Source organism: Modestobacter italicus (assembly GCF_000306785.1).
Taxonomy (GTDB): domain Bacteria; phylum Actinomycetota; class Actinomycetes; order Mycobacteriales; family Geodermatophilaceae; genus Modestobacter; species Modestobacter italicus.
Genome location: NC_017955.1, coordinates 1,513,469 through 1,533,089, shown reverse-complemented (window position 1 = coordinate 1,533,089; position 19,621 = coordinate 1,513,469). Strand labels below are relative to the sequence as shown.

Sequence of the window (19,621 nt, the reverse complement as noted above, 5' to 3'; positions counted from 1 at the left end):
GGTCCGCTACGCGCTGACCGAGTCGGGCATGCCCAGCCACTCCCGCCAGCGCGGGTCGACCGTCCGGTGCCCCAGCAGCCGCCAGGCCGCGCCGCTGGGGGCGCGCGGGGGGTGCGGCAGCGACCACCCCATCTCCGCCAGCGACCGGTCGGCCTTGGTGTGGTTGCAGCGCCGGCAGGCGGCGACGACGTTGTCCCAGCTGTGCGTGCCCCCGCGGCTGCGCGGCACGACGTGGTCGATGCTGGTCGCCGACCCCCCGCAGTAGACGCAGGTCGACCCGTCGCGGGTGAACACGGCGCGGCGGGACAGCGGCACCTGCACCGGGTACGGCACCCGCACGTAGCGGGTCAGCCGCACCACGATCGGCACCGCCAGGGTGATCCGCTCGGCGTGCACCTCGTCGTCGGTGACGTCGACGGTCTCGGCCTTGGCGGCCAGGACCAGCACGACCGCGCGGCGGCTGGAGACCACGCACAACGGCTCGTAGGTGGCGTTGAGCAGGAGCGTCGCACCGGTCATGGACGGAGCCGGGGCGGGCGCGAGCGGAACGGGAGAGCGGTCGTGGCGGGCGCCGGGGTGCCCCGGCGCGGACGACGACCCGAGTGCTGTGACCGACACGGGACACCTCCGAGTGCCCCGGGCCACCGACGGCTTCGACAGCCCACGGGCAGGTCCATCCTGCACTGTCCTCCTGTGGTATGGGATGCGGGGCCGTCGGTGGGCCCGGCTACGGTCGGCGGGTGCGCTACCCCGATGCCCCCCGCCTCGACCTGGTCGAGGACCTGCACGGCCACCTCGTCGCCGATCCCTACCGCTGGCTGGAGGACGACGACGACCCGCGCACCGCCGCGTGGGCCGCCGCCCAGGACGAGCTGGCCGGCGGCCTGCTGGCCGGGCTGCCCGCCCGCGCGGCCTTCGCCGACCGGCTCGGCGAGCTGGTGCACGCCGGCGCGGTCGGCATCCCCGTGTGGCGGCGGGGTCGGGCCTTCTCCACCCGGCGCGACCCCGGTCAGGAGCACGCCGTCCTGCGGGTCACCGAGCCCGACGGGAGCGTCCGGGTGCTGGTCGACCCGACCGCGCTCGACCCGGCCGGCACCACCACGCTCGACGCCTGGTCGCCGAGCTGGGAGGGCGACCGGCTGGCCTACCAGCTCTCGGTGGGCGGCGACGAGGAGTCCCAGCTCTTCGTGCTCGACGTCGGCACCGGCGAGGTGCTGGAGGGCCCGGTCGACCGCTGCCGGTACTCCCCCGTCGCCTGGCTGCCCGGCGGCGAGGAGCTCTTCTACGTCCGCCGGCTGGCCCCCGAGCTGGTCCCCGCCGGCGAGGAGCAGTACCACCGGCGGGTGTGGCGGCACCGGGTGGGCAGCGACCCGGGGTCCGATGTCCTCGTCCACGGCGAAGGCGCCGACCCGGCCACCTACTTCGGCGTGCGCACCAGCGCCGACGGCCGCTGGCTGGTCGTCTCCGCCTCGATCGGCACCGCCCCCCGCGACGACGTCTGGCTGGCCGACCTCGCCGGTGACGGGGCGCTGCGCGAGCTGCAGGTCGGCGTCGACGCGCAGACCACCGCCTGGGTCGCCCGCGACGGCCGGCTGTGGCTGCACACCGACCGCGACGCGCCGCGCAACCGGCTGGTCGTCGCCGACCCGGCCGACCCGGCCAGCTGGGCGCCGGAGGCGTGGCAGGAGGTCATCGGCCAGCAGGACGACGGCGTGCTGACCGACGCCGCCCTGGTCGACGGCCCGGACGGCGGGCTGCGGGTGCTCGCCGTGCACGCCATGGACGCGACCGACCGGCTGTCGCTGTGGGCCGCGGACGGTTCCGGCCGGCTCGCCGACGTGACCGCGCTGCGCCCGGGCAGCGTCTCCGGGGTGAGCAGCCCGCCGGAGGGCGGCACCACCGCCTGGGTCGGGTACACCGACTACGCCACCCCGCCGTCGGTGCTGCGCTGGGACGCCGCCGACCCGGACGCGCTCGGCGCGTACGAGCAGGCCCCCGTCGCCGGCGCGGTGCCGGACGTGCAGGTGCGGGAGGTGCACGCGACCTCGGCCGACGGCACGCCGGTGCACGTGTTCGTGCTCTCGGGTACCGGCACACCGGACACCCCCCGGCCGACCGTGCTCTACGGCTACGGCGGCTTCAACGTGTCGCTGACCCCGGCCTACAGCGCGCAGGCGCTGGCCTGGGTCGCCGCGGGCGGCGTCTGGGCGGTGGCCAACCTGCGCGGCGGCTCCGAGCACGGCGAGGAGTGGCACCGGGCGGGCATGCGGGAGCGCAAGCAGAACGTCTTCGACGACTTCACCGCCGCCGCCGAGCACCTCATCGGCGAGGGGTGGACCACGCCGGCGCAGCTGGCGGTGATGGGCGGCTCCAACGGCGGGCTGCTGGTGGGCGCGATGACCACCCAGCACCCGGACCTGGTCGCCGCGGTCGTGTGCAGCGCACCGCTGCTGGACATGGTCCGGTACGAGCTGTTCGGGCTGGGCCGCACCTGGAACGACGAGTACGGCACCGCCGCGGACCCGGTGGAGCTTGGCTGGCTGCTGGGGTACTCCCCGTACCACCGGGTGGTCGAGGGCACCGCCTACCCCGCGGTGCTGTTCACGACCTTCGAGTCCGACACCCGGGTGCACCCGCTGCACGCCCGCAAGCTCGCCGCGGCGCTCCAGCACGCGACCACCGCGGAGGCGCCGGTCGTGCTGCGCCGGGAGCTGTCGGTGGGTCACGGCGCCCGCGCGGTGAGCCGCACGGTGGGCCTGGCCGCCGACCAGCTGGCCTTCGTGGCGGCCTTCACCGGGCTGTCCCCGGCGGCGCCGTCGCCGTCCGCGGCAGCGCGCTGACCGGCGGGTTCTCCGACGAACACGCACCACCGGAACGGGAACGACCCGTACCCGCCGGACGGCGGCAGGTGGTCGACCCCGTCACACGAACCTGCAACACTCACCGCCATGGAGCGCGCACGATCGGTGACAGCGATGGAGGACTGCGGCGCTGATCCGGGCCAGCTGTGCCCGCTGCCGGGTCGCGGTGGAGGCCTCCGCTGAGCCGCTCCGGCCGCGGGCGGGGGGACGCGGCCAGCCGCCCGGCGACCTACCGGCAGGTCTTCGCCGTGCCCGAGTTCCGGCCGCTGTTCGGCTCCTACCTGCTGTCCACGATCGGCGACGAGCTGGCCCGGGTGGCGCTCACCGTGCTGGTCTACCAGCGCACCGACTCGGCGCTGCTGTCGGCGGTCACCTTCGCCATCACCTACCTGCCCTGGCTGCTCGGCGGTCCGGTGCTGGCCGCGCTGGCCGACCGCTTCCCCCGCCACCGGGTGCTCATCAGCAGCGACGTGGCCCGGGCGGTGCTGGTCGCGCTGATGGCCGTGCCGCACACCCCGCTGGCCCTGCTGCTGGCCCTGCTGCTGGCGGTGTCGCTGTGCTCACCGCCGTTCGAGGCGGCCCGCTCGGCGCTGATGGCCGACGTGCTGCACGGCGACCGGTACGCCGTCGGCACCTCGCTGACCGGCGTCACCGCGCAGGTGTCGCAGCTGGTCGGGTACCTGCTCGGCGGTGCCCTGCTGGTCGCGGCCTCCCCCGCGGTCGCCCTGCTCGTGGACGCGGCGACCTTCGCCGTCTCCGCCGCCTGGCTGGCCCTCGGCCTGCAGCGCCGGCCCGCGCCGGCGCAGGACACCCCCGACGAGGCGGCCCGGTCGATCTGGCAGGACACCCGCAGCGGGGTGCACCTGGTCGCCTCGATCCCCCGGCTGCGCGCGATCGTCGGGCTGCTGTGGGTCAGCGCCTTCTTCGTCAACGCGCCGGAGGGGGTCGCCACCCCGCTCGCGCTGCAGCTGGACGGGACCACCGCGGCCACCGGGCTGCTGCTGGCCGCCAACCCGGCCGGGACGGCGATCGGCGGGCTCGTGCTCGGCCGGCTGTGCCCGCCGCAGCTGCGCGACCGGCTGCTCACCCCGCTGCTCGCGCTGTCGCTCGGCGGGGTGCTGCTGGCCGGGCTGGTGCCGCTGGTGCTGGACCGCGGGCTGGCGGCCTACAGCCTGGTCGTCGCGCTGTTCTTCGTCGCCGGCGTCGGCGGCGCGTGCAACATCCCGCTCAACGTCGCCTTCGTGCAGGCCGTCCCCAGCGCCTACCGCGGCCGGGCGTTCGGGGTCGCGGTGGCCGGCCTGTCCGGCGCGCAGGGGCTGGGCATCGTGCTGGCCGGGGCGGGCGCGGAGCTGCTCCGGCCGACGACCGTGGTGGCGCTGGCCGGCGGCGTCGGGCTGGTGGCCGTCATCGGCCCGCTGCTGGCGCTGCGCCGCTCGCCGCCGCCGGACGTCGCCGGAGACATGGCCCACGTGGCCTCGGCCCCCACCGCTGAGGGACGATCGACGTCATGAGCGAGACGAGCCGGTCGCTGCCCTCGGCGCGCACCTTCTACGCCGAGGTCGGCGGCGCCGAGACCTTCCGCGCCCTCGTCGCGCACTTCTACGCCGCCGTGCGGGAGGACCCCGTCCTGCGCCCGATGTACCCCGCCGACGACTGGGAGGGCGCGGAGACCCGGCTGCGGATGTTCCTGGAGCAGTACTGGGGCGGGCCGACCACCTACTCGGAGAACCGCGGCCACCCGCGGCTGCGGATGCGGCACGCGCCCTTCGCCGTCGACGCGACCGCCCGGGACGCCTGGCTCACCCACATGCGCGCCGCGGTCGACTCCCTCGAGCTGCCCGCCGAGCAGGACGCCACGTTGTGGGGTTACCTGGAGATGGCCGCGCACAGCATGCAGAACCGCTGAGCGACCCGACCCCCGCACGCCCCGCACCACCTGGAGCACCCGCTGACCCAGCACCTGCCCTTCCTGTCCACCGCTGATCCCGACTGGTGGCGGACCGCCGTCTTCTACCAGGTGTACGTGCGCAGCTTCGCCGACGAGACCGGTGACGGCGTCGGTGACCTGGCGGGCATCCGCTCGCGGCTGCCGTACCTGGCCGAGCTCGGCGTCGACGCGTTGTGGATCACGCCGTTCTACCCCTCCCCGATGGCCGACCACGGCTACGACGTCGCCGACCCGCGGGACGTGGAGCCGGTGTTCGGCGACCTGCCCGGCTTCGACGCCCTGCTCGCCGACGCCCACGCCCACGGCATCCGGGTGACCATCGACCTGGTCCCGAACCACAGCTCGCACGACCACGAGTGGTTCCAGGAGGCGCTGGCGGCACCGCCCGGCTCGCCGGCCCGGGCCCGCTACCTGTTCCGCGACGGCCGCGGCCCGGACGGCGCCGAGCCGCCGAACAACTGGCCGTCGGTCTTCGGCGGGCCGGCCTGGACCCGGGTGCCCGACGGCCAGTGGTACCTGCACCTGTTCGCCCCCGAGCAGCCCGACCTGGACTTCATCGACCCCGAGGTCGTCGAGGACCTCGAGGCGACCATGCGGTTCTGGCTGGACCGCGGTGTCGACGGCTTCCGGATCGACGTCGCGCACGGCATGGCCAAGCCCGCCGGGCTGCCGGACATGCTGCCGATGGAGGACACCGGCCTGCTCGCCGACCACGGCCCCGGGGACCACCGGTTCGACCAGGACGGCGTCCACCTGGTGCACCGCCGGGTCCGCACCGTGCTCGACGGCTACCCGGGCACCATGGCCGTCGGTGAGGTGTGGGTGGCCGACGACGACCGGCTGGCCGAGTACCTGCGGCCCGACGAGCTGCACCTGGCGTTCAACTTCAAGCTGCTGACCTCCGGCTGGGAGCCCACCGAGCTGCGGACGGCGATCGACCACTCGCTGGCGACCGTGGCCGGCACCCCGGCGCCGGCCTGCTGGGTGCTGTCCAACCACGACCGGCCCCGGCACGTCACCCGCTACGGCGGCGGCGAGCAGGGCACCCGCCGGGCCCGGGCGGCGGCGCTGCTGCAGCTGGCGCTGCCCGGCGCGGCCTACGTCTACAACGGCGACGAGCTCGGCATGCCCGACGTCGACCTCCCCGACGAGGTGCTGCAGGACCCGATCTGGGAGCGCTCCGGGCGCACCGAGCGCGGTCGCGACGCCTGCCGGGTGCCGATGCCGTGGTCCGGCGACCAGCCGCCGTACGGCTTCTCCAGCACCGCCGGCACCTGGTTGCCGATGCCCGCGGGCTGGGGCCCGCTGACGGTCGAGGCCGAGGCCGGCAGCCCCGACTCGGTGCTGTCGCTGTACCGCGCGGCGCTGGCGTTGCGGCGCAGCTCCCCCGCCGTCCGCGGCGACGCACTCGAGTGGCTGCCCGCACCGGAGGGGGTGCTGGCCTTCCGCCGTCCGGGTGGGCTGGTGTGCCTGGTCAACCTCTCGGCCGGCCCGGTGCCGCTGCCCGAGGGGCAGGTGCTGCTGGCCAGCGAGCCGGTCGACGGCGGGCAGCTGCCCGTCGACGCCGCCGTCTGGCTCGGCGCCTGAGCCACCCCGCCGCCGCGCCCCCGGGACCCGCCGTCCCGGGAGGCGCGCGGCCCGCCCCCGGGTAGCATGCGTGTGGTCACGCAGCGTCGCCGTCACCGCTGGGACCACCCTCCACCGACCTGCGTCGACGACCCTCCCAGGGAGCCCGCCCGCTCATGTCGCTGCTCCAGGTCCAGGGCCTGACGAAGTCCTTCGGCGCCCGTCGCGTGCTGCGCGACGTCTCCTTCAGCGTCGGTGAGGGCGAGATCGTCGGGCTCGTCGGGACCAACGGGGCGGGCAAGTCCACCCTCGGCGACATCCTCGCCGGCATCACCGCCGCCGACTCCGGCGTCATGACGCTGCAGGGCGTCCCCTACGCGCCGCTGTCGGCGGACGACGCCCGTCACCTCGGGGTCGGCGTGGTGGAGCAGCTGGTCCGCATCGACCCGGAGCTCACCATCGCCCAGGCGGTCTTCCGCGGGACCCCGCAGGCCGGGCGGCCGCCGGCGGAGCTGCGCCGGCAGGCGCAGGTGCTGCTGTCCACGGTCACCCTGGACGTCGACCCGGACACCCTGGTGGGCGAGCTGCCGCACTTCGTGCACGGGCTGGTGGAGATCGCCCGGGTGCTCGCCGAGGACACCCGGCTGGTGGTGCTCGACGAGGTGTCGGCGGCGCTGCTGCCGATGGAGGTCACCGGCCTGCACGCCGTCGCCGGCCGGCTCAGCCGCCAGGGCCGGGGCGTGCTCTACATCAGCCACCGGCTGCCGGAGATGCTCGAGGTCGTCGACCGGGTGCTGGTGCTCCGCGACGGCCGGATCGCGCTGGACAGCCCGGCGGGGGCCCTGGACCCGGTCCGGCTGGCCGCGGAGACCGTGGGCGAGCCGGTGCCCGCGACCCGGGTGACGGCGGTCGTGCCGAGGCCCGAGCGCGAGCCGGTCCCGGGGCCCGCCGGGCCGCAGCCGCTGCCCGCGGAGGAGGTCGCCCTGCACGTGCGGAACCTGCGGGTGCCCGGCGCGGTGGACGGCGTGGACCTGCTGCTGCGCCGCGGTGAGGTGATCGGGCTGACCGGTCGCCGCTCCTCCGGCGTCCGGGAGATCGCCGGCGCGCTGACCGGCGAGTTCCCGGCGATCACCGACGAGCTGCTGCTGCACGGCGAGCCCCGCGAGCTGGACCCCGGCGCGAACGGCCACGCGCTGCGGCTGCCCGCCTACCGCCCGGACGAGGACGCGTACGGGGTCGACCCCGGCGAGACCATCGCCCGGACGCTCACCCAGGAGGAGTGGGGCGCGCTCACCGACCTGCGCTCGGAGATCGCCACCCTGCGCGGCGTCATCCGGACCGTGCACAAGATGGACGTGAAGACCCTGAGCATCCGCACCCGGGTGGGCGCGCTGTCCGGCGGGGACCAGCACAAGCTGGCCCTGGCCCGCTGGATGGCCGCCTCGGCGCACGACGTCCTCGTGCTGCACGAGCCCACCCGCGGGCTGGACGTCCGGGCCCGCCGGCAGGTGCGCGAGCTGCTGGACGACGCCACCGGGAACGGCGCCTCGGTGGTCGTGGTCTCGGTCGACCCCGACGAGCTGGCCGAGTGCTGCGACCGCGTCGGGATCGTCTCCGGCGGCCGGGTCACCCGCTGGATCGACACCGGCGGGCCGGCCGACGGCACGCTGCGCGACCGGATCATCGCCGCCTCGACCGCGGCCTGAGCCGGCGCCCTCCCCGTCCCCCCGCCTGGGGTGAGCGCCGGCGCAGCGGGCGCCTCAGACGGTGACGTGGCCCGCGACCGCCCGCAGCTTGTGCCGGGCCAGGGCCAGGTTGGCGCCCACGCGGTTGAGCACGAGGTAGATGAACAGGCCGGCGTTGCCCTCGCCGGTCAGCACGTTGATCAGGTGGTACTGGCCCTGCAGCGTGATCAGGACGTCCTCGATCTCGTCCTTCAGCTCCAGGTCGGAGATGGTGCGCAGCTTGGCGCGGACCACGTTGGAGTTGCCGGCGGCCGCGACGTTCAGGTCGAAGCCGGGGCTGCCGCCGGAGGCGAGGGCCATGCCGCTGTCGATGTCGACGATCGCGGCGCCGGTGGCGCCCTCGATGGCGAGCAGGTCCGCGATGACGTTGTCGAGCTGTGCCACGGGTGGGGCTCCTGTCGTTGTCGCTGGGGGACGCAGCGGTTCGCTGCGCTCCGGGTCGGGATGGGACCCGGGTCGACCGGACGGACCGGACGGGTGGACGGGCACGGGGTCCCGGGGCGGCGGCGGTGCCGCCTCGGCGTGCGCCGCGTGGTGCGGAGCCGTCTCGTCGAGGGCGGGCGCGGCAGCGGGCAGGGGGCCGTCGTCGGGCACCCGGTCCGGGTCCCGCTGGGCCTCCGCCGCAGGGTGCTGCGGCAACGGGCGCGACCACGACCACAGCGACGCCCACCACCCGGTTGCCATGCCGTTGTTCCGCCTTCGCCGAGGGGCTCAGGACCCCAGACAACACGGCTCGACCGGGCCGGGCAAACCGGCGGACGTATCTGCAGGTGAGCGCGCCGACACTCACCGCGAGCGGCTGGGCGGCGTTCGCGGGGGACGCGTCACCGGCCGGCGCCTCCGCAGCGCTGCGCCCGGCCGGTCGCCTGCGGGCCCGACTCGGGTACCTTCCGCCGGGAACGCGCGGGCCCCCACCCGCTGCCAGCAGAGGAGACGCCGTGAAGACCCGCGACCTCGCCTACATCGCCCTGTTCGCCGCGATCATCGCGGTGCTGGGCACGTTGCCCGCCATCAACGTCGGTCCGGTGCCGATCACGGCGCAGACGCTCGGCGTGATGCTCGCCGGCAGCGTGCTCGGTGCCCGCCGCGGCTTCCTCGCCGTCCTGCTGTTCCTCGTCCTGGTGGCGGTGGGACTGCCGCTGCTGGCCAGCGGGACCGGTGGCCTGGCGCCCTTCGCCGGGGCCACGGCGGGGTACCTGTTCAGCTGGCCGTTCGCCGCCGCCGTCATCGGCTGGCTGACCGAGCGGACCTGGCGGCGCTACAACGTCGCCGTCGGCACGCTGATCAACGTGCTCGGCGGCATCGTGGTGATCTACGCGGTCGGCGTCCCGGTCCTCAAGGCCGTCGCCGGCCTCCCCTGGGACACCGCGCTCTGGTCCGGTGCCGCCGTGTTCGTGCCCGGAGACCTGGTCAAAGCGTTCGTCGCGGCGGCCATCGCCGACGTCGTGCGGCGCAGCTACCCGGTGATCGAGCGTCCCCGACGGGCCGTCGGCGTCAGGTGAGGTTCCGCCGCCCCGGCACCGTCGCGGCGGGCGCCGACGTGGCCGACCCCGGCCGGGGCGTCGAGCTGCGCGGGGTCGGGCACCGGTACGGCGACCGGGTGGTGCTGGCCGGCATCGACCTGACGCTGACCGAGCCGCGGGTGGGGGTCATCGGCGCGAACGGGTCGGGCAAGAGCACCTTCGCCCGGCTGCTCAACGGGCTCGTGGTGCCCGAGGAGGGGCAGGTGCTGGTCGACGGGCTGGACACCCGCACCCAGGTGCGCGCGGTGCGCCGGCGGGTCGGCTTCGTCTTCCAGGACCCCGACGCCCAGATCGTGCACCCCACGGTCGCCGAGGACGTCGGCTACGGGCTGGAGAACCAGGGCGTGCCGGCCGGGGAGCGCGCCGCCCGGGTCGCCGAGGTGCTCGCCCGCTACGGCCTGGCCGGGCACGCCGACCACCCCGCGCACCTGCTCTCCGGCGGGCAGAAGCAGCTGCTGGCCATCGCCGGCGTGCTCGTGATGCGCCCGGCCCGGATCGTGTTCGACGAGCCGACGACGCTGCTGGACCTGGTCAACGCCCGCCGGGTCGGGGAGCTGATCGCGGGGCTCGAGCAGCAGGTGGTCGTCGTGACCCACCAGCTGGACCTGCTCGACGGCTTCGACCGGGTACTGGTGGTCGACGGCGGCCGGGTGGTCGAGGACGCCGCGCCCGCCCCGGCGGTCGCCGCCTACCGCAGTCTCATGGCCACCCGGTGACCCTCGCGCTGTACGTCCGGCGGGACAGCGTCGTCCACCGGCTGCCGGCCGGGGCCAAGCTGCTGGGCCTGGGGGTCCTGGCCGTGACGCTGTTCTGGCTGCCGACGCTGACCGCCGCCGGCGCCGCGCTGGCCGGGGTGCTGGTCGTCGGGTCGGTCGTGGCCCGGCTGCCGGTCGCCGTCCTGGCCCGGCAGGCACGGGCGGTGCGGTGGTGGCTGCTGGCGCTGCTCGTCGTGCACGCGGTGACCACCGAGCTGCTCACCGGCGTGCACGTCGCGCTCCGGCTGCTCACGCTGGTGCTGGCCGCGGCAGTGGTGACCGCGACGACCCGGGTGAGCGAGATGGTCGCCGTGATCGAGCGGTTGTGCGCGCCGCTGCAGCTGGTCGGGGTCCGGCCGGCGCGGGTGGGCCTGGCGGTGACCCTGGCGCTGCGCTTCATCCCGGTGCTCACCGAGCGCGCCGACCGGATCCGGGCCGCGCAGGCCGCCCGCGGCGGCTCGGCCCGGGGAGTGCGCGCGCTGCGGACCACCGTCGCCCCGCTGCTGGTCCAGGCGCTGCAGATGGCCCACGACGTCAGCGAGGCGCTCGACGCCCGGGGTGCCGACGTCGAGCCACCACCGCGCGTGGCGTGGCGGCGGTCGTGACCGGCCGGGTGCGGGAGATCTGGACGGCGCCGGCGGCCGCGGCGCCGATGGTGCGGTCGGCGTCGGTCCGGGCGCTGGCCGGGGTCGGGCTGGAGGGTGACCGCTACGCGGACGGGGGCGGCACGTGGGCCGGCTACCCGCTGCAGGAGAAGCAGCTGACGCTGATCGACGCCGACGAGGTGGCGGCGGTGGCGCGCGAGGTCGGTGTCCCGCTGACCCCGGGCGCGACCCGGCGGAACCTGGTCACCGCCGGCATCGCGCTGCCCTCGCTGGTCGGCCGGTACTTCGCGGTCGGTGAGGTGCTGGCGTTCGGCACCAAGCGCTGCCCGCCGTGCCGGCACCTGGAGCAGCTGACCGGCTGGAAGCTGGTGAAGGCCCTGGCGGCCCGCGGCGGGGTCAACGCCGCGGTGCTCGTCGGCGGGACGGTGGCCGAGGGCGACGTCGTCCGGCTGGTGCCGGACGAGGAGGCCGCCGACCGCGGCGCCCCGGTCGGCGCCGACCGCCCGGTCCCCCGCATCGTCGCTCTCCCCGACTGACCTCCCCGCGCTTGCCCGCGCGAATGCGCGCTGGTTTCGGCGCGGAAACCTGGTGGGGGTCCGGCGCCGAACCCGGCCGGGGGTCAGTCGTCGAGGTACTTGGTGAGGAAGACCTTCTCCGCCGGGGTGAGGCGGCGGGGGCGGTTGAGCGCGAAGTCGACCGGGACCAGCAGGGTGCTGCCGGTGACCGCCAGCTGGCCGTGGTCGAACAGCTCGTAATGGCAGGTGAAGGCCGCGGCCCGGATGCCGGAGACCCAGATCTCCACCTTGAGCGGCTCGGCGTCGTAGACCACCGACCGCTTGTAGGTGACCTCGTGCGAGGCGACGACGATGCCGCGGCGCAGGCCGGTCTTCTCGTCGTGGGTGGGCTGGTCGAAGAACAGGTCCACCCGCGCCATCTCGAAGTAGCCGAGGAAGGCCACGTTGTTGATGTGCTGGTAGGCGTCCATGTCCGACCAGCGCATCGGGACGGCGACGGTGTGCCTCACGGCGGCCACCCTGCCCTACGGGCCGCTCCGGGGCTGCACGCGGCCCTACCCTCGCCGGCATGGACGGAGGGTGGGAGCCGACCGCGCCGGGGGTGCTGACCCTGCCGTCGGGGCGCCGGGTGCGCGGGCGCGGACGAGGGGCGCCGCTGCCGGCGGGCCCGGTGCCCGACCTCGGGGTCTACCTGCTGGGCCGGCGGCCGGAGCCGGTGCCGTGGGAGGAGCGCTGGGTGCGCTGGCCTGACTTCCGGCTGCCGGCCGACCCGGCGCAGCTGCGCGCAGCCCTGCTCGAGGTGTGGGGACGCTCGGCGGTGGAGCGGGTCGAGCTGGCCTGCCACGGTGGCACCGGCCGGACCGGGACGGCGCTGGCCTGCCTGGCCGTGCTGGACGGGGTGCCGCCGGCGGAGGCGGTCGGGTTCGTCCGCGCGCACTACCGCCCGCGCGCGGTGGAGACCCCGGGCCAGCGCCGCTTCGTCGCCCGCTTCACCCCGCGCTGAGACACCGACGGCCGGCCGGAGCAAAGGGCTCCGACCGGCCGACGGTGAGGCCGTGGAACGGCCCCGCTGCAGGGGCCCGCGCCGAGGTACGAGGCGTGGGGGGCAGCGGGGTCCTTCTAGTCCCGGCTGAGCTTCCGGTACGTGGCGCGGTGCGGGCGGGTGGCGTCGATGCCGAGCCGCTCGACCTTGTTCTTCTCGTAGTCGGCGAAGTTGCCCTCGAACCAGAACCACTTCGACTCACCCTCGTAGGCGAGGATGTGCGTCGCCACCCGGTCCAGGAACCACCGGTCGTGGCTGACGACCACGGCGCAGCCGGGGAACTCCAGCAGGGCGCTCTCCAGGCTGGTGAGGGTCTCGACGTCCAGGTCGTTGGTCGGCTCGTCGAGCAGCAGCAGGTTGCCGCCCTGCTTGAGGGTCAGCGCCAGGTTCAGCCGGTTGCGCTCACCGCCGGAGAGGACGCCGGCCTTCTTCTGCTGGTCCGGGCCTTTGAACCCGAACGCGGAGACGTAGGCGCGCGAGGGCATCTCGACGTTGCCGACCTTGATGTGGTCCAGCCCGTCGGAGACGACCTCCCACAGGCTCTTCGCCGGGTCGATGCCGCTGCGGTTCTGCTCGACGTAGCTGATCTTGACCGTCTCGCCGACCTTGACCTCGCCGTCGTCGGGCTTGTCCTGGTCGACGAGCATCTTGAACAGCGTCGTCTTGCCGGCGCCGTTCGGACCGACCACGCCGACGATGCCGTTGCGCGGCAGGGTGAACGACAGGTCGTCGATGAGCACGCGGTCACCGAAGCCCTTGGTCAGGTGCTTGGTCTCGATGACGATGCTGCCCAGCCGCGGGCCCGGCGGGATCTGGATCTCCTCGAAGTCCAGCTTGCGGAACTTGTCCGCCTCCGCGGCCATCTCCTCGTAGCGGGCCAGCCGGGCCTTGCTCTTGGCCTGGCGGGCCTTGGCGCCCGAGCGCACCCACTCCAGCTCCTCGCGCAGCCGCTTGGCGCGCTTGGCGTCCTTGGCGCCCTCGACCTTGAGTCGGGTCGCCTTGGTCTCCAGGTAGGTGGAGTAGTTGCCCTCGTAGGGGTACGCGCGGCCGCGGTCGAGCTCCAGGATCCACTCGGCGACGTTGTCCAGGAAGTACCGGTCGTGGGTGACGGCGATGACGGTGCCGGCGTACTTCTCCAGGTGCTGCTCCAGCCACGCGACGCTCTCCGCGTCGAGGTGGTTGGTGGGCTCGTCGAGCAGCAGCAGGTCCGGCGCCTCGAGCAGCAGCTTGCACAGCGCCACGCGGCGCCGCTCACCACCGGACAGCACCCGGACGTCGGCGTCGCCGGGCGGGCAGCGCAGCGCGTCCATGGCCTGCTCGATGCGGGCGTCGAGCTCCCAGCCGTCGGCGTTCTCGATGACCTCCATGAGCTCGCCCTGCTCGCTCAGCAGCTTGTCGAAGTCGGCGTCGGGCTCACCCATCGCCGCGCTGACCTCCTCGAAGCGGTTCAGCGCCGCGCGGAGGTCGGCGACGGCCTCCTCGACGTTGCCGCGCACGTCGAGGTCCTCGTTGAGCGGCGGCTCCTGCTGGAGCATGCCGACGGTGGCGTCGGGGGCGAGCACGGTGTCGCCGTTGGAGGCGGTCTCCAGACCGGCCATGATCTTGAGGACCGTGGACTTGCCGGCGCCGTTCGGGCCGACCACGCCGATCTTGGCGCCGGGCAGGAACGCCAGGGTGACGTCGTCGAGGATCACCTTGTCGCCGTGCGCCTTGCGCGCACGGACCATCGAGTAGATGTACTGGGCCACTGGGGGTTCGAGCCTTCCGTCAGGTCGCGAGTGGGGGCGGGGCGGGGCGGCCGCGCCGCGACTCCGGCCCCGCCCCCTGCGTTCTCGACTCCGATCCTCCCAGCCGGGGAGGCTCACGCCGGCGTCGGCACCGCCTCGCGGTCGCCGCTGACGTCGGAGTCCGTCAGGTGCAACGTCCGCTCCCCCTCGATGTAGTCCGTCGACCGGTCCGCGTAGGGGTCCTCGGCGGGCGGTGCGTCCTCCGGCGGCGCCAGGTCGGGGACGGCACCGGCACGGGCGGGCCGCGTGAACTCCGACCAGCCGCGGGCCAGGTTCAGCCCCACGGCGACGGCCTTGATCCGGTTGGCGCTGCGCCGCCCGGAGTCGCTGTCCCAGGACTCGGTGAGCAGGTTGCCGACCACCACGACCGGGTCGCCCTTGCTGATGCTGCGGACGACGTTGCCGCCCAGCTCACCCCAGCAGGCGACGTCGACGAAGAGGCTGGCGCCGTCGACGAAGCCCTTGGTCTCGTCGTCCCAGCGGCGGGACGACGACGCGATGCGGAAGTTGGTGACCGACCCGTTGGCGGTCCGGGTGTGGCGCGGCACGTCGACGACGTTGCCGACGACGTGGAGGGGTGTCTCGTTCACGGTGCTCCTCTGGCGGTGGGACCCGGCCAGCTGCCGGGGTGCGACCACCGTCCAGCGCCGGGCCTCCGCCGGACAGGCCTGCGCCGCGGTTGTGGAGCGACGCCCCGGCTGTGGACGACGGCGCCCCGTCCCCCGTCGTCTCCGCTACGGCCGTGCGAGGCGCTGTGGTGCGATGATCGGCACCGCGAGCGCCCGTAGCTCAGTGGACAGAGCAGGTGCCTTCTAAGCACTTGGTCGCAGGTTCGATCCCTGCCGGGCGCACTACCCGGCGCTGACCAGCAAGGACTCCGTGAAGCTTGTACACAGAGCTCTGGCACAGCGCTCAGTCAGCAGACAACTTGCGGCGATGCAGGAGACCTGGGAGTCGCTGATCCGCGACTTCGTGCGGCATCTCAAGGGCACCAACCGCGCGCTCAACACCCAGACGATCTACCGTCGCGCGGCGGTCGGGCTCGTCAACCACCTCGAGCAGGAACGCTCGCTGCCGGCGCCGCGGCAACTGACCCGGCGGCAGGTGGAGGGCTACATCGGTCACCTGGTCGAGACGCGGTCGGCATCGACGGCGAACGTCACGTACCGCGCCCTACAACAGTTCATGAAGTGGCTGTTGGACGAGGAGGAGATCGACCGCTCCCCCATGGAGCGGATGAAGCCGCCGATCGTCCCGGAGAAGCCGGTGCCCGTGCTCAGCGAGGCGCAACTGCGGGCATTGCTGGCCGGCGCGAAGGGCAACTCCTTCGTCGACCGGCGGGACACCGCGATCATGCGGCTGCTGCTGGACACCGGTGGCCGGCTGTCCGAGGTGTCCGGTCTTGCCGTGGCCGACGTCGACTTCGACAGCGACGTCGTCCACGTCCTCGGCAAGGGACGGCGTCCGCGCGCGCTCCCGTTCGGACAGCAGACCGGTCTGGCGCTCGGCCGCTACCTTCGTGTCCGGGCCCGGGAGCCGCAGGCCCACAGAGCCGACTTGTGGCTGGCGGAGAAGAACCGCGGACCGCTGTCGTCGGGCGGAGTGGGCCAGATGCTCGGCCGGCGGGGCGACGCAGTTGGGGTCTCCGGGCTTCACGCGCACCAGTTCCGGCACACAGCCGCCCACGAGTGGCTGTCCGCTAACGGAGGCGAGACCGACCTCATGCGGCTGATGGGCTGGAAGTCACCGCAGATGCTGCGCCGCTACGGCGCATCCATGGCCGACGAGCGCGCCCGTGAGGCACACCGCCGCCTTGGCCTGGGTGATCGCTTGTGAGGGTGATGCTCAGATCTCGCCGCTACTGGGATCCACGAGCCGCTAACTGAGGTCACTGGAGGCTGACCGGACCCCGGATGGGTCGGCGCGACGGGCGCCACGGGCGTGGGCGGAGGCGAGGGCCAGCCGGGTGAAGTACGCCTCCCGCGCATGCTGTGCCCGACGGGCTCGCTCGCGAGGATCGAGCACACCCTCAGGGTCGACCTCGCGCTCGAAGCGGGAGAGGAACGCGGCGCGCGCAGGGGCCGTGTGCGCTGCCGGATCTGCAATGGTGGCGTGCAGGTGGTGGGCCGCCATCCGCGCCCGCATCACCCGCTGACTGGCCGACGAGCCGTGTCCTGCCATGAGACCCCCTCGCCGCCGACCACATCCCTGACCCCACCGCCCGAGCCGGACAAGCAGGCGCTCTCGGAACAGGCGATACGCGAGCGGGATCGGTGACAGCGACTGGCTCCCCGTCGACACCCATGACCTGCGTCAGGCGATGGGAGTGACCCCTGCCATGGGGGCATGACCCGTTCTCATCAGGCGCGTCACCGGCCCTGGGAGGCGGCGACCATCACCACCGTCAGGCGCCGACGGCCGGACGTCGTCACGTCCGGACGCCCCTCACAGCGAGTGGCTGACGTGTCCTGTCACCCGTCGTGGGTGAGGCGCGAGCGCCACCGAATGAGCACAGTTGGTACCGGAACGAGCAAGTCGATCAGGACGTGAAGGCCCTCAGACCTCGGGGCGGCAGGCGCCATCGGCTTCGGGCGGACATCGCCCCGAGGAGAGGCACGGTGGACGTGCGCATGCCTGCGGGGAAGTTCCGCCGTCCGCGGCTCCCCCGGTCGGTCATCGACCGGACCTGGCTGTTCCTCCGCCCGCCGGCGGTGCCGTCGGAAGCGCTGGACGAGTGGCCGCCCGAGGCCCCGGTGACGGTCGTGTGCGCCACGGCCGGCGCTGGCAAGACGACGTTGTTGTCGGGCTGGGCCCGGATCCGCGAACAGCAGGGCGACGCGGTCGCGTGGGTGTCACTGGACCGCACGGACGCCGACCGGCCACTGTTCTGGCAGGCGCTGCTCGCGGCCGTGCGGGAGGCAGCTCTTCGAACAGCCGACCGGAGCACCGCGGACGGGACGGACCATCTCGATGAGTCCCCAGCGGCCCATCACACCCCCTTGGCGGAGCTCGATCGGCTCGTCCAGCGCTCGACAGCACCCCTGTGGTTGTTCCTCGACGACCTCCAGGAGGTCTCTTCACCCGGCGTGCTTGCCGACCTGGACACCCTGCTGCGGACCATGCCCGAAGGCCTGCACCTGGTTCTGGCCAGTCGCCGTGACCCCGTACTGGCTCTGCACCGGCTCAGGCTCGCCGGCACGCTGCGGGAGATCCATGCGAGCGATCTCGCCCTGGACCGGAGCGAGGTGCGCCAGCTGCTCGTCCACCACAGCGTCGTGCTCGACGACGAATCGCTGAGCCTCCTCGTGGACCGGACCGAAGGGTGGGCGGCGGGCGTACGCCTGGCCGCACTGGCCCTGGCCGACGCCACTGACACCGGTGCGGCGGTGCGCCGTTTCGCGGGAGACGACCGAGCCGTCGCGGACTACCTCGCTGCAGAGGTCCTCCGGCGGCTGGACGTGCGGGAGCGTCACCTGCTCCGACTCTGTGCCCTCCCCCATCAGCTGACTGCCGAGCTCGCGGTGGAGATCACCGGCGATCCCGCGGCGGCTGACGTGCTCGAGGAGCTGTCCCGGGCCAACGTGCTCGTGGCGCCTGCCCAGGCCGGCGGCTGGTTCCGGATCCACACCCTGCTTCGGGGCTACCTGCTGGCGCAGCTGCAGCGGACGGACCTCCCGGCGGTCCGGACGGCCCACGCCCGCGTCGCCCGGTGGTTCGCCGTTGGCGGTCACCTCTCGTGGGCGGTCGAGCATGCCGTCCAGTCCGAGGACGACGCCTTGGCCGTCGAACTGGTGACCACTCACGGGCCGAGCTTGTTGGCCGAGGGACGGGCTCGCGCGCTGCACACGATGATCGGCACGAGCACGGAGGCGGTGCGAGCCGATGCGTCCGTGCGACGCCTGGACGCCCTGGCCGTGCTCGAGTCCGATGAGTTCACCCGAGAGCCGCTGCCGACCTCGCGTGCCAACTCCCATGACGACCTGGCGACGCCCGACGCGGTCGCCTCGGCGGCGGAGGGGTGTCTCGAGGCGTTGCTGGCCCTGCACCGGGTGCGGTACGACCTCCACCTCTCGCCGACGGTCCTGGACGCCACCGCTCCACTGCTCGACGACCGGGAGGACGACCTCGGTCTGCTGCTCGGGCTGGGGCGCGGCAGGGTCCTGCTCCTGGCCGGCCGCTTCGATGAGGCTGATGTCGAGCTCACCAGGTCCAGCTCACTGGCCCAGGCTCACGGGAACCCGGACGCGCTGCTGCGCGTGAGCGCCCATCGCACTGCCGTGGCAGCGGCGCGCTGTCGGTTCCGCGACGTCGCGGAGCTGGCCGAGGAGACCGTCCGGATCGGGGCCGAGACGGACGGGGAGCACCACCACGAGGTGGCTGCCGCCCTGCTCCTCGCCGCCCACGCGGCCCGGCAGCAGCTCGAGCCGACGACCGCACGACAGCTCACCGACCGCGCCGGTACGACAGCCGACGGAAGGGCGGGTCCGGAGGTCCTGGTGTCCCTGCGAGCGCTGCGGGCGATCCTGGATGTCGAGGCCGGCCTCGACCCGCTGGTGGGGTGCCGTCTCCTGCGGAAGGAGGTCGCCGTCGCAGCCGAGAAGTCCCTCTCCCCTCTCGTGGTCGCCCACCTGGCATTCCTCGAACACCGCTGCGCGTGGCTGGCCGGCCGCCTGGACTGGGCCCGCGAGGCGCTGGGCCGGTTGACGGCCCTGGACTGTCCGCCCGGCGAGATGGCGACCCTGGCCGCCTCCGAGCACCTCGCTCGGGGGCGCTTCGAGGCCGCTCGCAACCGCATCGGGCCGGTCCTCGACCAGACCACGCCCTGCCTGTTCCCGACGACGCTGCAGCAGGCCTGGCTGATCGAGGCCCTGATCACCGAGAGCGCTGGCCAGCACGCCCGCCGCCACGAAGCGCTCCGGTCCGCATTGGACCTGGCCGAGGAGACCGGTGCACTGCGCTCCTTCCTGGACGTCGCCGGGGTCGTCGACCTGTTGGACGACGAAGCCGGCCGGTTCGGCCGCTCGGAAGAGCTCGTCCAGCGCATCCGAGCGGCCGCCGGGCAGCGGACAGACCACTCGGTCGTGCCCCTGACGCCTCGCGAGCTGGCGCTGCTCGTCGAACTGCCGGCACAGATGACCTTGAGTGAGATCGCTGCGCGCCATCAGGTCTCGCTCAACACCGTCAAGACGCAAGCGCGATCGATCTACCAGAAGCTGGAGGCGTCGGGCAGGCGGGACGCGGTCGCCAAGGCGCGGCACCGAGGGCTGCTCTGAT

Annotated in this window: 17 protein-coding genes and 1 tRNA gene; 13 read left to right on the top strand and 5 right to left on the bottom strand. The window is 74.1% G+C overall.

Translation table 11 applies throughout. From position 1 onward, the window contains the following. Positions 1–6: 6 nt before the first annotated feature. Positions 7–519 (bottom strand): HNH endonuclease, encoded by a 513-nt coding sequence (locus MODMU_RS07460; protein ID WP_014739594.1) that lies wholly within the window; start codon positions 517–519, stop codon positions 7–9. A gap of 221 nt (positions 520–740) precedes the next feature. Here MODMU_RS07460 and MODMU_RS07455 point away from each other — a divergent pair, with 221 nt between their 5' ends. The 5 genes from MODMU_RS07455 (at position 741) to MODMU_RS07435 (ending at position 8,081) form a co-directional block, all read left to right on the top strand. Beyond that, positions 741–2,840, top strand: coding sequence for a prolyl oligopeptidase family serine peptidase (locus tag MODMU_RS07455; protein ID WP_014739593.1), 2,100 nt, complete (start codon positions 741–743; stop codon positions 2,838–2,840). A 269-nt stretch (positions 2,841–3,109) separates the two neighbouring features. Further along, complete coding sequence (locus MODMU_RS07450) at positions 3,110–4,372, top strand: MFS transporter (protein ID WP_014739592.1); 1,263 nt, start codon at positions 3,110–3,112, stop codon at positions 4,370–4,372. Beyond that, positions 4,369–4,767, top strand: a complete 399-nt coding sequence (locus tag MODMU_RS07445) for a globin (RefSeq protein WP_014739591.1) — start codon at positions 4,369–4,371, stop codon at positions 4,765–4,767. Before MODMU_RS07450 ends, MODMU_RS07445 begins: the two co-directional genes overlap by 4 nt. Positions 4,768–4,884: 117 nt before the next feature. Further along, positions 4,885–6,396, top strand: a complete 1,512-nt coding sequence (locus MODMU_RS07440) for a glycoside hydrolase family 13 protein (protein ID WP_231851782.1) — start codon at positions 4,885–4,887, stop codon at positions 6,394–6,396. Between the two features lie 155 nt (positions 6,397–6,551). Beyond that, complete coding sequence (locus MODMU_RS07435; RefSeq protein ID WP_014739589.1) at positions 6,552–8,081, top strand: ATP-binding cassette domain-containing protein; 1,530 nt, start codon at positions 6,552–6,554, stop codon at positions 8,079–8,081. A gap of 54 nt (positions 8,082–8,135) precedes the next feature. On the opposite strand, the gene MODMU_RS07430 is transcribed toward MODMU_RS07435, so the two are convergent. Next, positions 8,136–8,504 carry a hypothetical protein gene (locus MODMU_RS07430; protein WP_041795054.1) on the bottom strand — a complete coding sequence of 123 codons (369 nt, stop codon included), beginning with the start codon at positions 8,502–8,504 and terminating at the stop codon, positions 8,136–8,138. 554 nt (positions 8,505–9,058) lie between these two features. Between MODMU_RS07430 and MODMU_RS07425 the strand changes: the two genes are divergently transcribed. The 4 genes from MODMU_RS07425 to MODMU_RS07410 are packed head-to-tail and all read left to right on the top strand — an operon-like array spanning position 9,059 to position 11,539. Then, positions 9,059–9,622 carry a biotin transporter BioY gene (locus MODMU_RS07425; protein WP_014739587.1) on the top strand — a complete coding sequence of 188 codons (564 nt, stop codon included), beginning with the start codon at positions 9,059–9,061 and terminating at the stop codon, positions 9,620–9,622. Further along, positions 9,619–10,359, top strand: a complete 741-nt coding sequence (locus MODMU_RS07420; protein WP_014739586.1) for an energy-coupling factor ABC transporter ATP-binding protein — start codon at positions 9,619–9,621, stop codon at positions 10,357–10,359. The genes MODMU_RS07425 and MODMU_RS07420 overlap by 4 nt, the downstream gene beginning before the upstream one ends. Continuing rightward, complete coding sequence (locus tag MODMU_RS07415; RefSeq protein WP_014739585.1) at positions 10,356–11,003, top strand: energy-coupling factor transporter transmembrane component T family protein; 648 nt, start codon at positions 10,356–10,358, stop codon at positions 11,001–11,003. Before MODMU_RS07420 ends, MODMU_RS07415 begins: the two co-directional genes overlap by 4 nt. Continuing rightward, complete coding sequence (locus tag MODMU_RS07410; protein WP_231851781.1) at positions 10,988–11,539, top strand: MOSC domain-containing protein; 552 nt, start codon at positions 10,988–10,990, stop codon at positions 11,537–11,539. The genes MODMU_RS07415 and MODMU_RS07410 overlap by 16 nt, the downstream gene beginning before the upstream one ends. Before the next feature lie 83 nt (positions 11,540–11,622). Here MODMU_RS07410 and MODMU_RS07405 read toward each other — a convergent pair whose 3' ends face one another. After that, positions 11,623–12,027 carry an acyl-CoA thioesterase gene (locus tag MODMU_RS07405; RefSeq protein WP_014739583.1) on the bottom strand — a complete coding sequence of 135 codons (405 nt, stop codon included), beginning with the start codon at positions 12,025–12,027 and terminating at the stop codon, positions 11,623–11,625. Positions 12,028–12,086: 59 nt separating this feature from the next. Between MODMU_RS07405 and MODMU_RS07400 the strand changes: the two genes are divergently transcribed. Further along, on the top strand, positions 12,087–12,521 hold the full coding sequence (locus tag MODMU_RS07400) for a protein-tyrosine phosphatase family protein (RefSeq protein ID WP_041795052.1): 435 nt from the start codon (positions 12,087–12,089) through the stop codon (positions 12,519–12,521). 116 nt (positions 12,522–12,637) lie between these two features. Here the strand turns inward: MODMU_RS07400 and ettA are convergent, their stop codons facing one another. Together ettA and MODMU_RS07390 are read right to left on the bottom strand one after the other, a co-directional pair. Continuing rightward, positions 12,638–14,308, bottom strand: a complete 1,671-nt coding sequence (gene ettA / locus MODMU_RS07395) for an energy-dependent translational throttle protein EttA (RefSeq protein WP_014739581.1) — start codon at positions 14,306–14,308, stop codon at positions 12,638–12,640. A 113-nt stretch (positions 14,309–14,421) separates the two neighbouring features. Then, positions 14,422–14,937, bottom strand: a complete 516-nt coding sequence (locus MODMU_RS07390; RefSeq protein WP_041795049.1) for a single-stranded DNA-binding protein — start codon at positions 14,935–14,937, stop codon at positions 14,422–14,424. Positions 14,938–15,125: 188 nt separating this feature from the next. Here MODMU_RS07390 and MODMU_RS07385 point away from each other — a divergent pair. The 3 genes from MODMU_RS07385 (at position 15,126) to MODMU_RS07370 (ending at position 19,620) form a co-directional block, all read left to right on the top strand. Beyond that, positions 15,126–15,198, top strand: a tRNA-Arg gene (locus MODMU_RS07385). 85 nt (positions 15,199–15,283) lie between these two features. Next, entirely contained in the window at positions 15,284–16,183 is a 900-nt protein-coding gene (locus tag MODMU_RS07380) for a tyrosine-type recombinase/integrase (protein ID WP_014739579.1), read from the top strand. 782 nt (positions 16,184–16,965) lie between these two features. Further along, positions 16,966–19,620 (top strand): winged helix-turn-helix domain-containing protein, encoded by a 2,655-nt coding sequence (locus MODMU_RS07370; protein ID WP_014739577.1) that lies wholly within the window; start codon positions 16,966–16,968, stop codon positions 19,618–19,620. Position 19,621 lies beyond the last annotated feature (1 nt).

What these genes read in the sequence shown, in the direction of transcription:
- MODMU_RS07445 (WP_014739591.1), top strand. Translation starts at nt 4,369, where the DNA reads ATGAGCGAGACGAGCCGGTCGCTGCCCTCGGCGCGCACCTTCTACGCC.
- MODMU_RS07380 (WP_014739579.1), top strand. Translation starts at nt 15,284, where the DNA reads ATGCAGGAGACCTGGGAGTCGCTGATCCGCGACTTCGTGCGGCATCTC.
- MODMU_RS07460 (WP_014739594.1), bottom strand. Translation starts at nt 519, where the DNA reads ATGACCGGTGCGACGCTCCTGCTCAACGCCACCTACGAGCCGTTGTGC.
- MODMU_RS07435 (WP_014739589.1), top strand. Translation starts at nt 6,552, where the DNA reads ATGTCGCTGCTCCAGGTCCAGGGCCTGACGAAGTCCTTCGGCGCCCGT.
- MODMU_RS07400 (WP_041795052.1), top strand. Translation starts at nt 12,087, where the DNA reads ATGGACGGAGGGTGGGAGCCGACCGCGCCGGGGGTGCTGACCCTGCCG.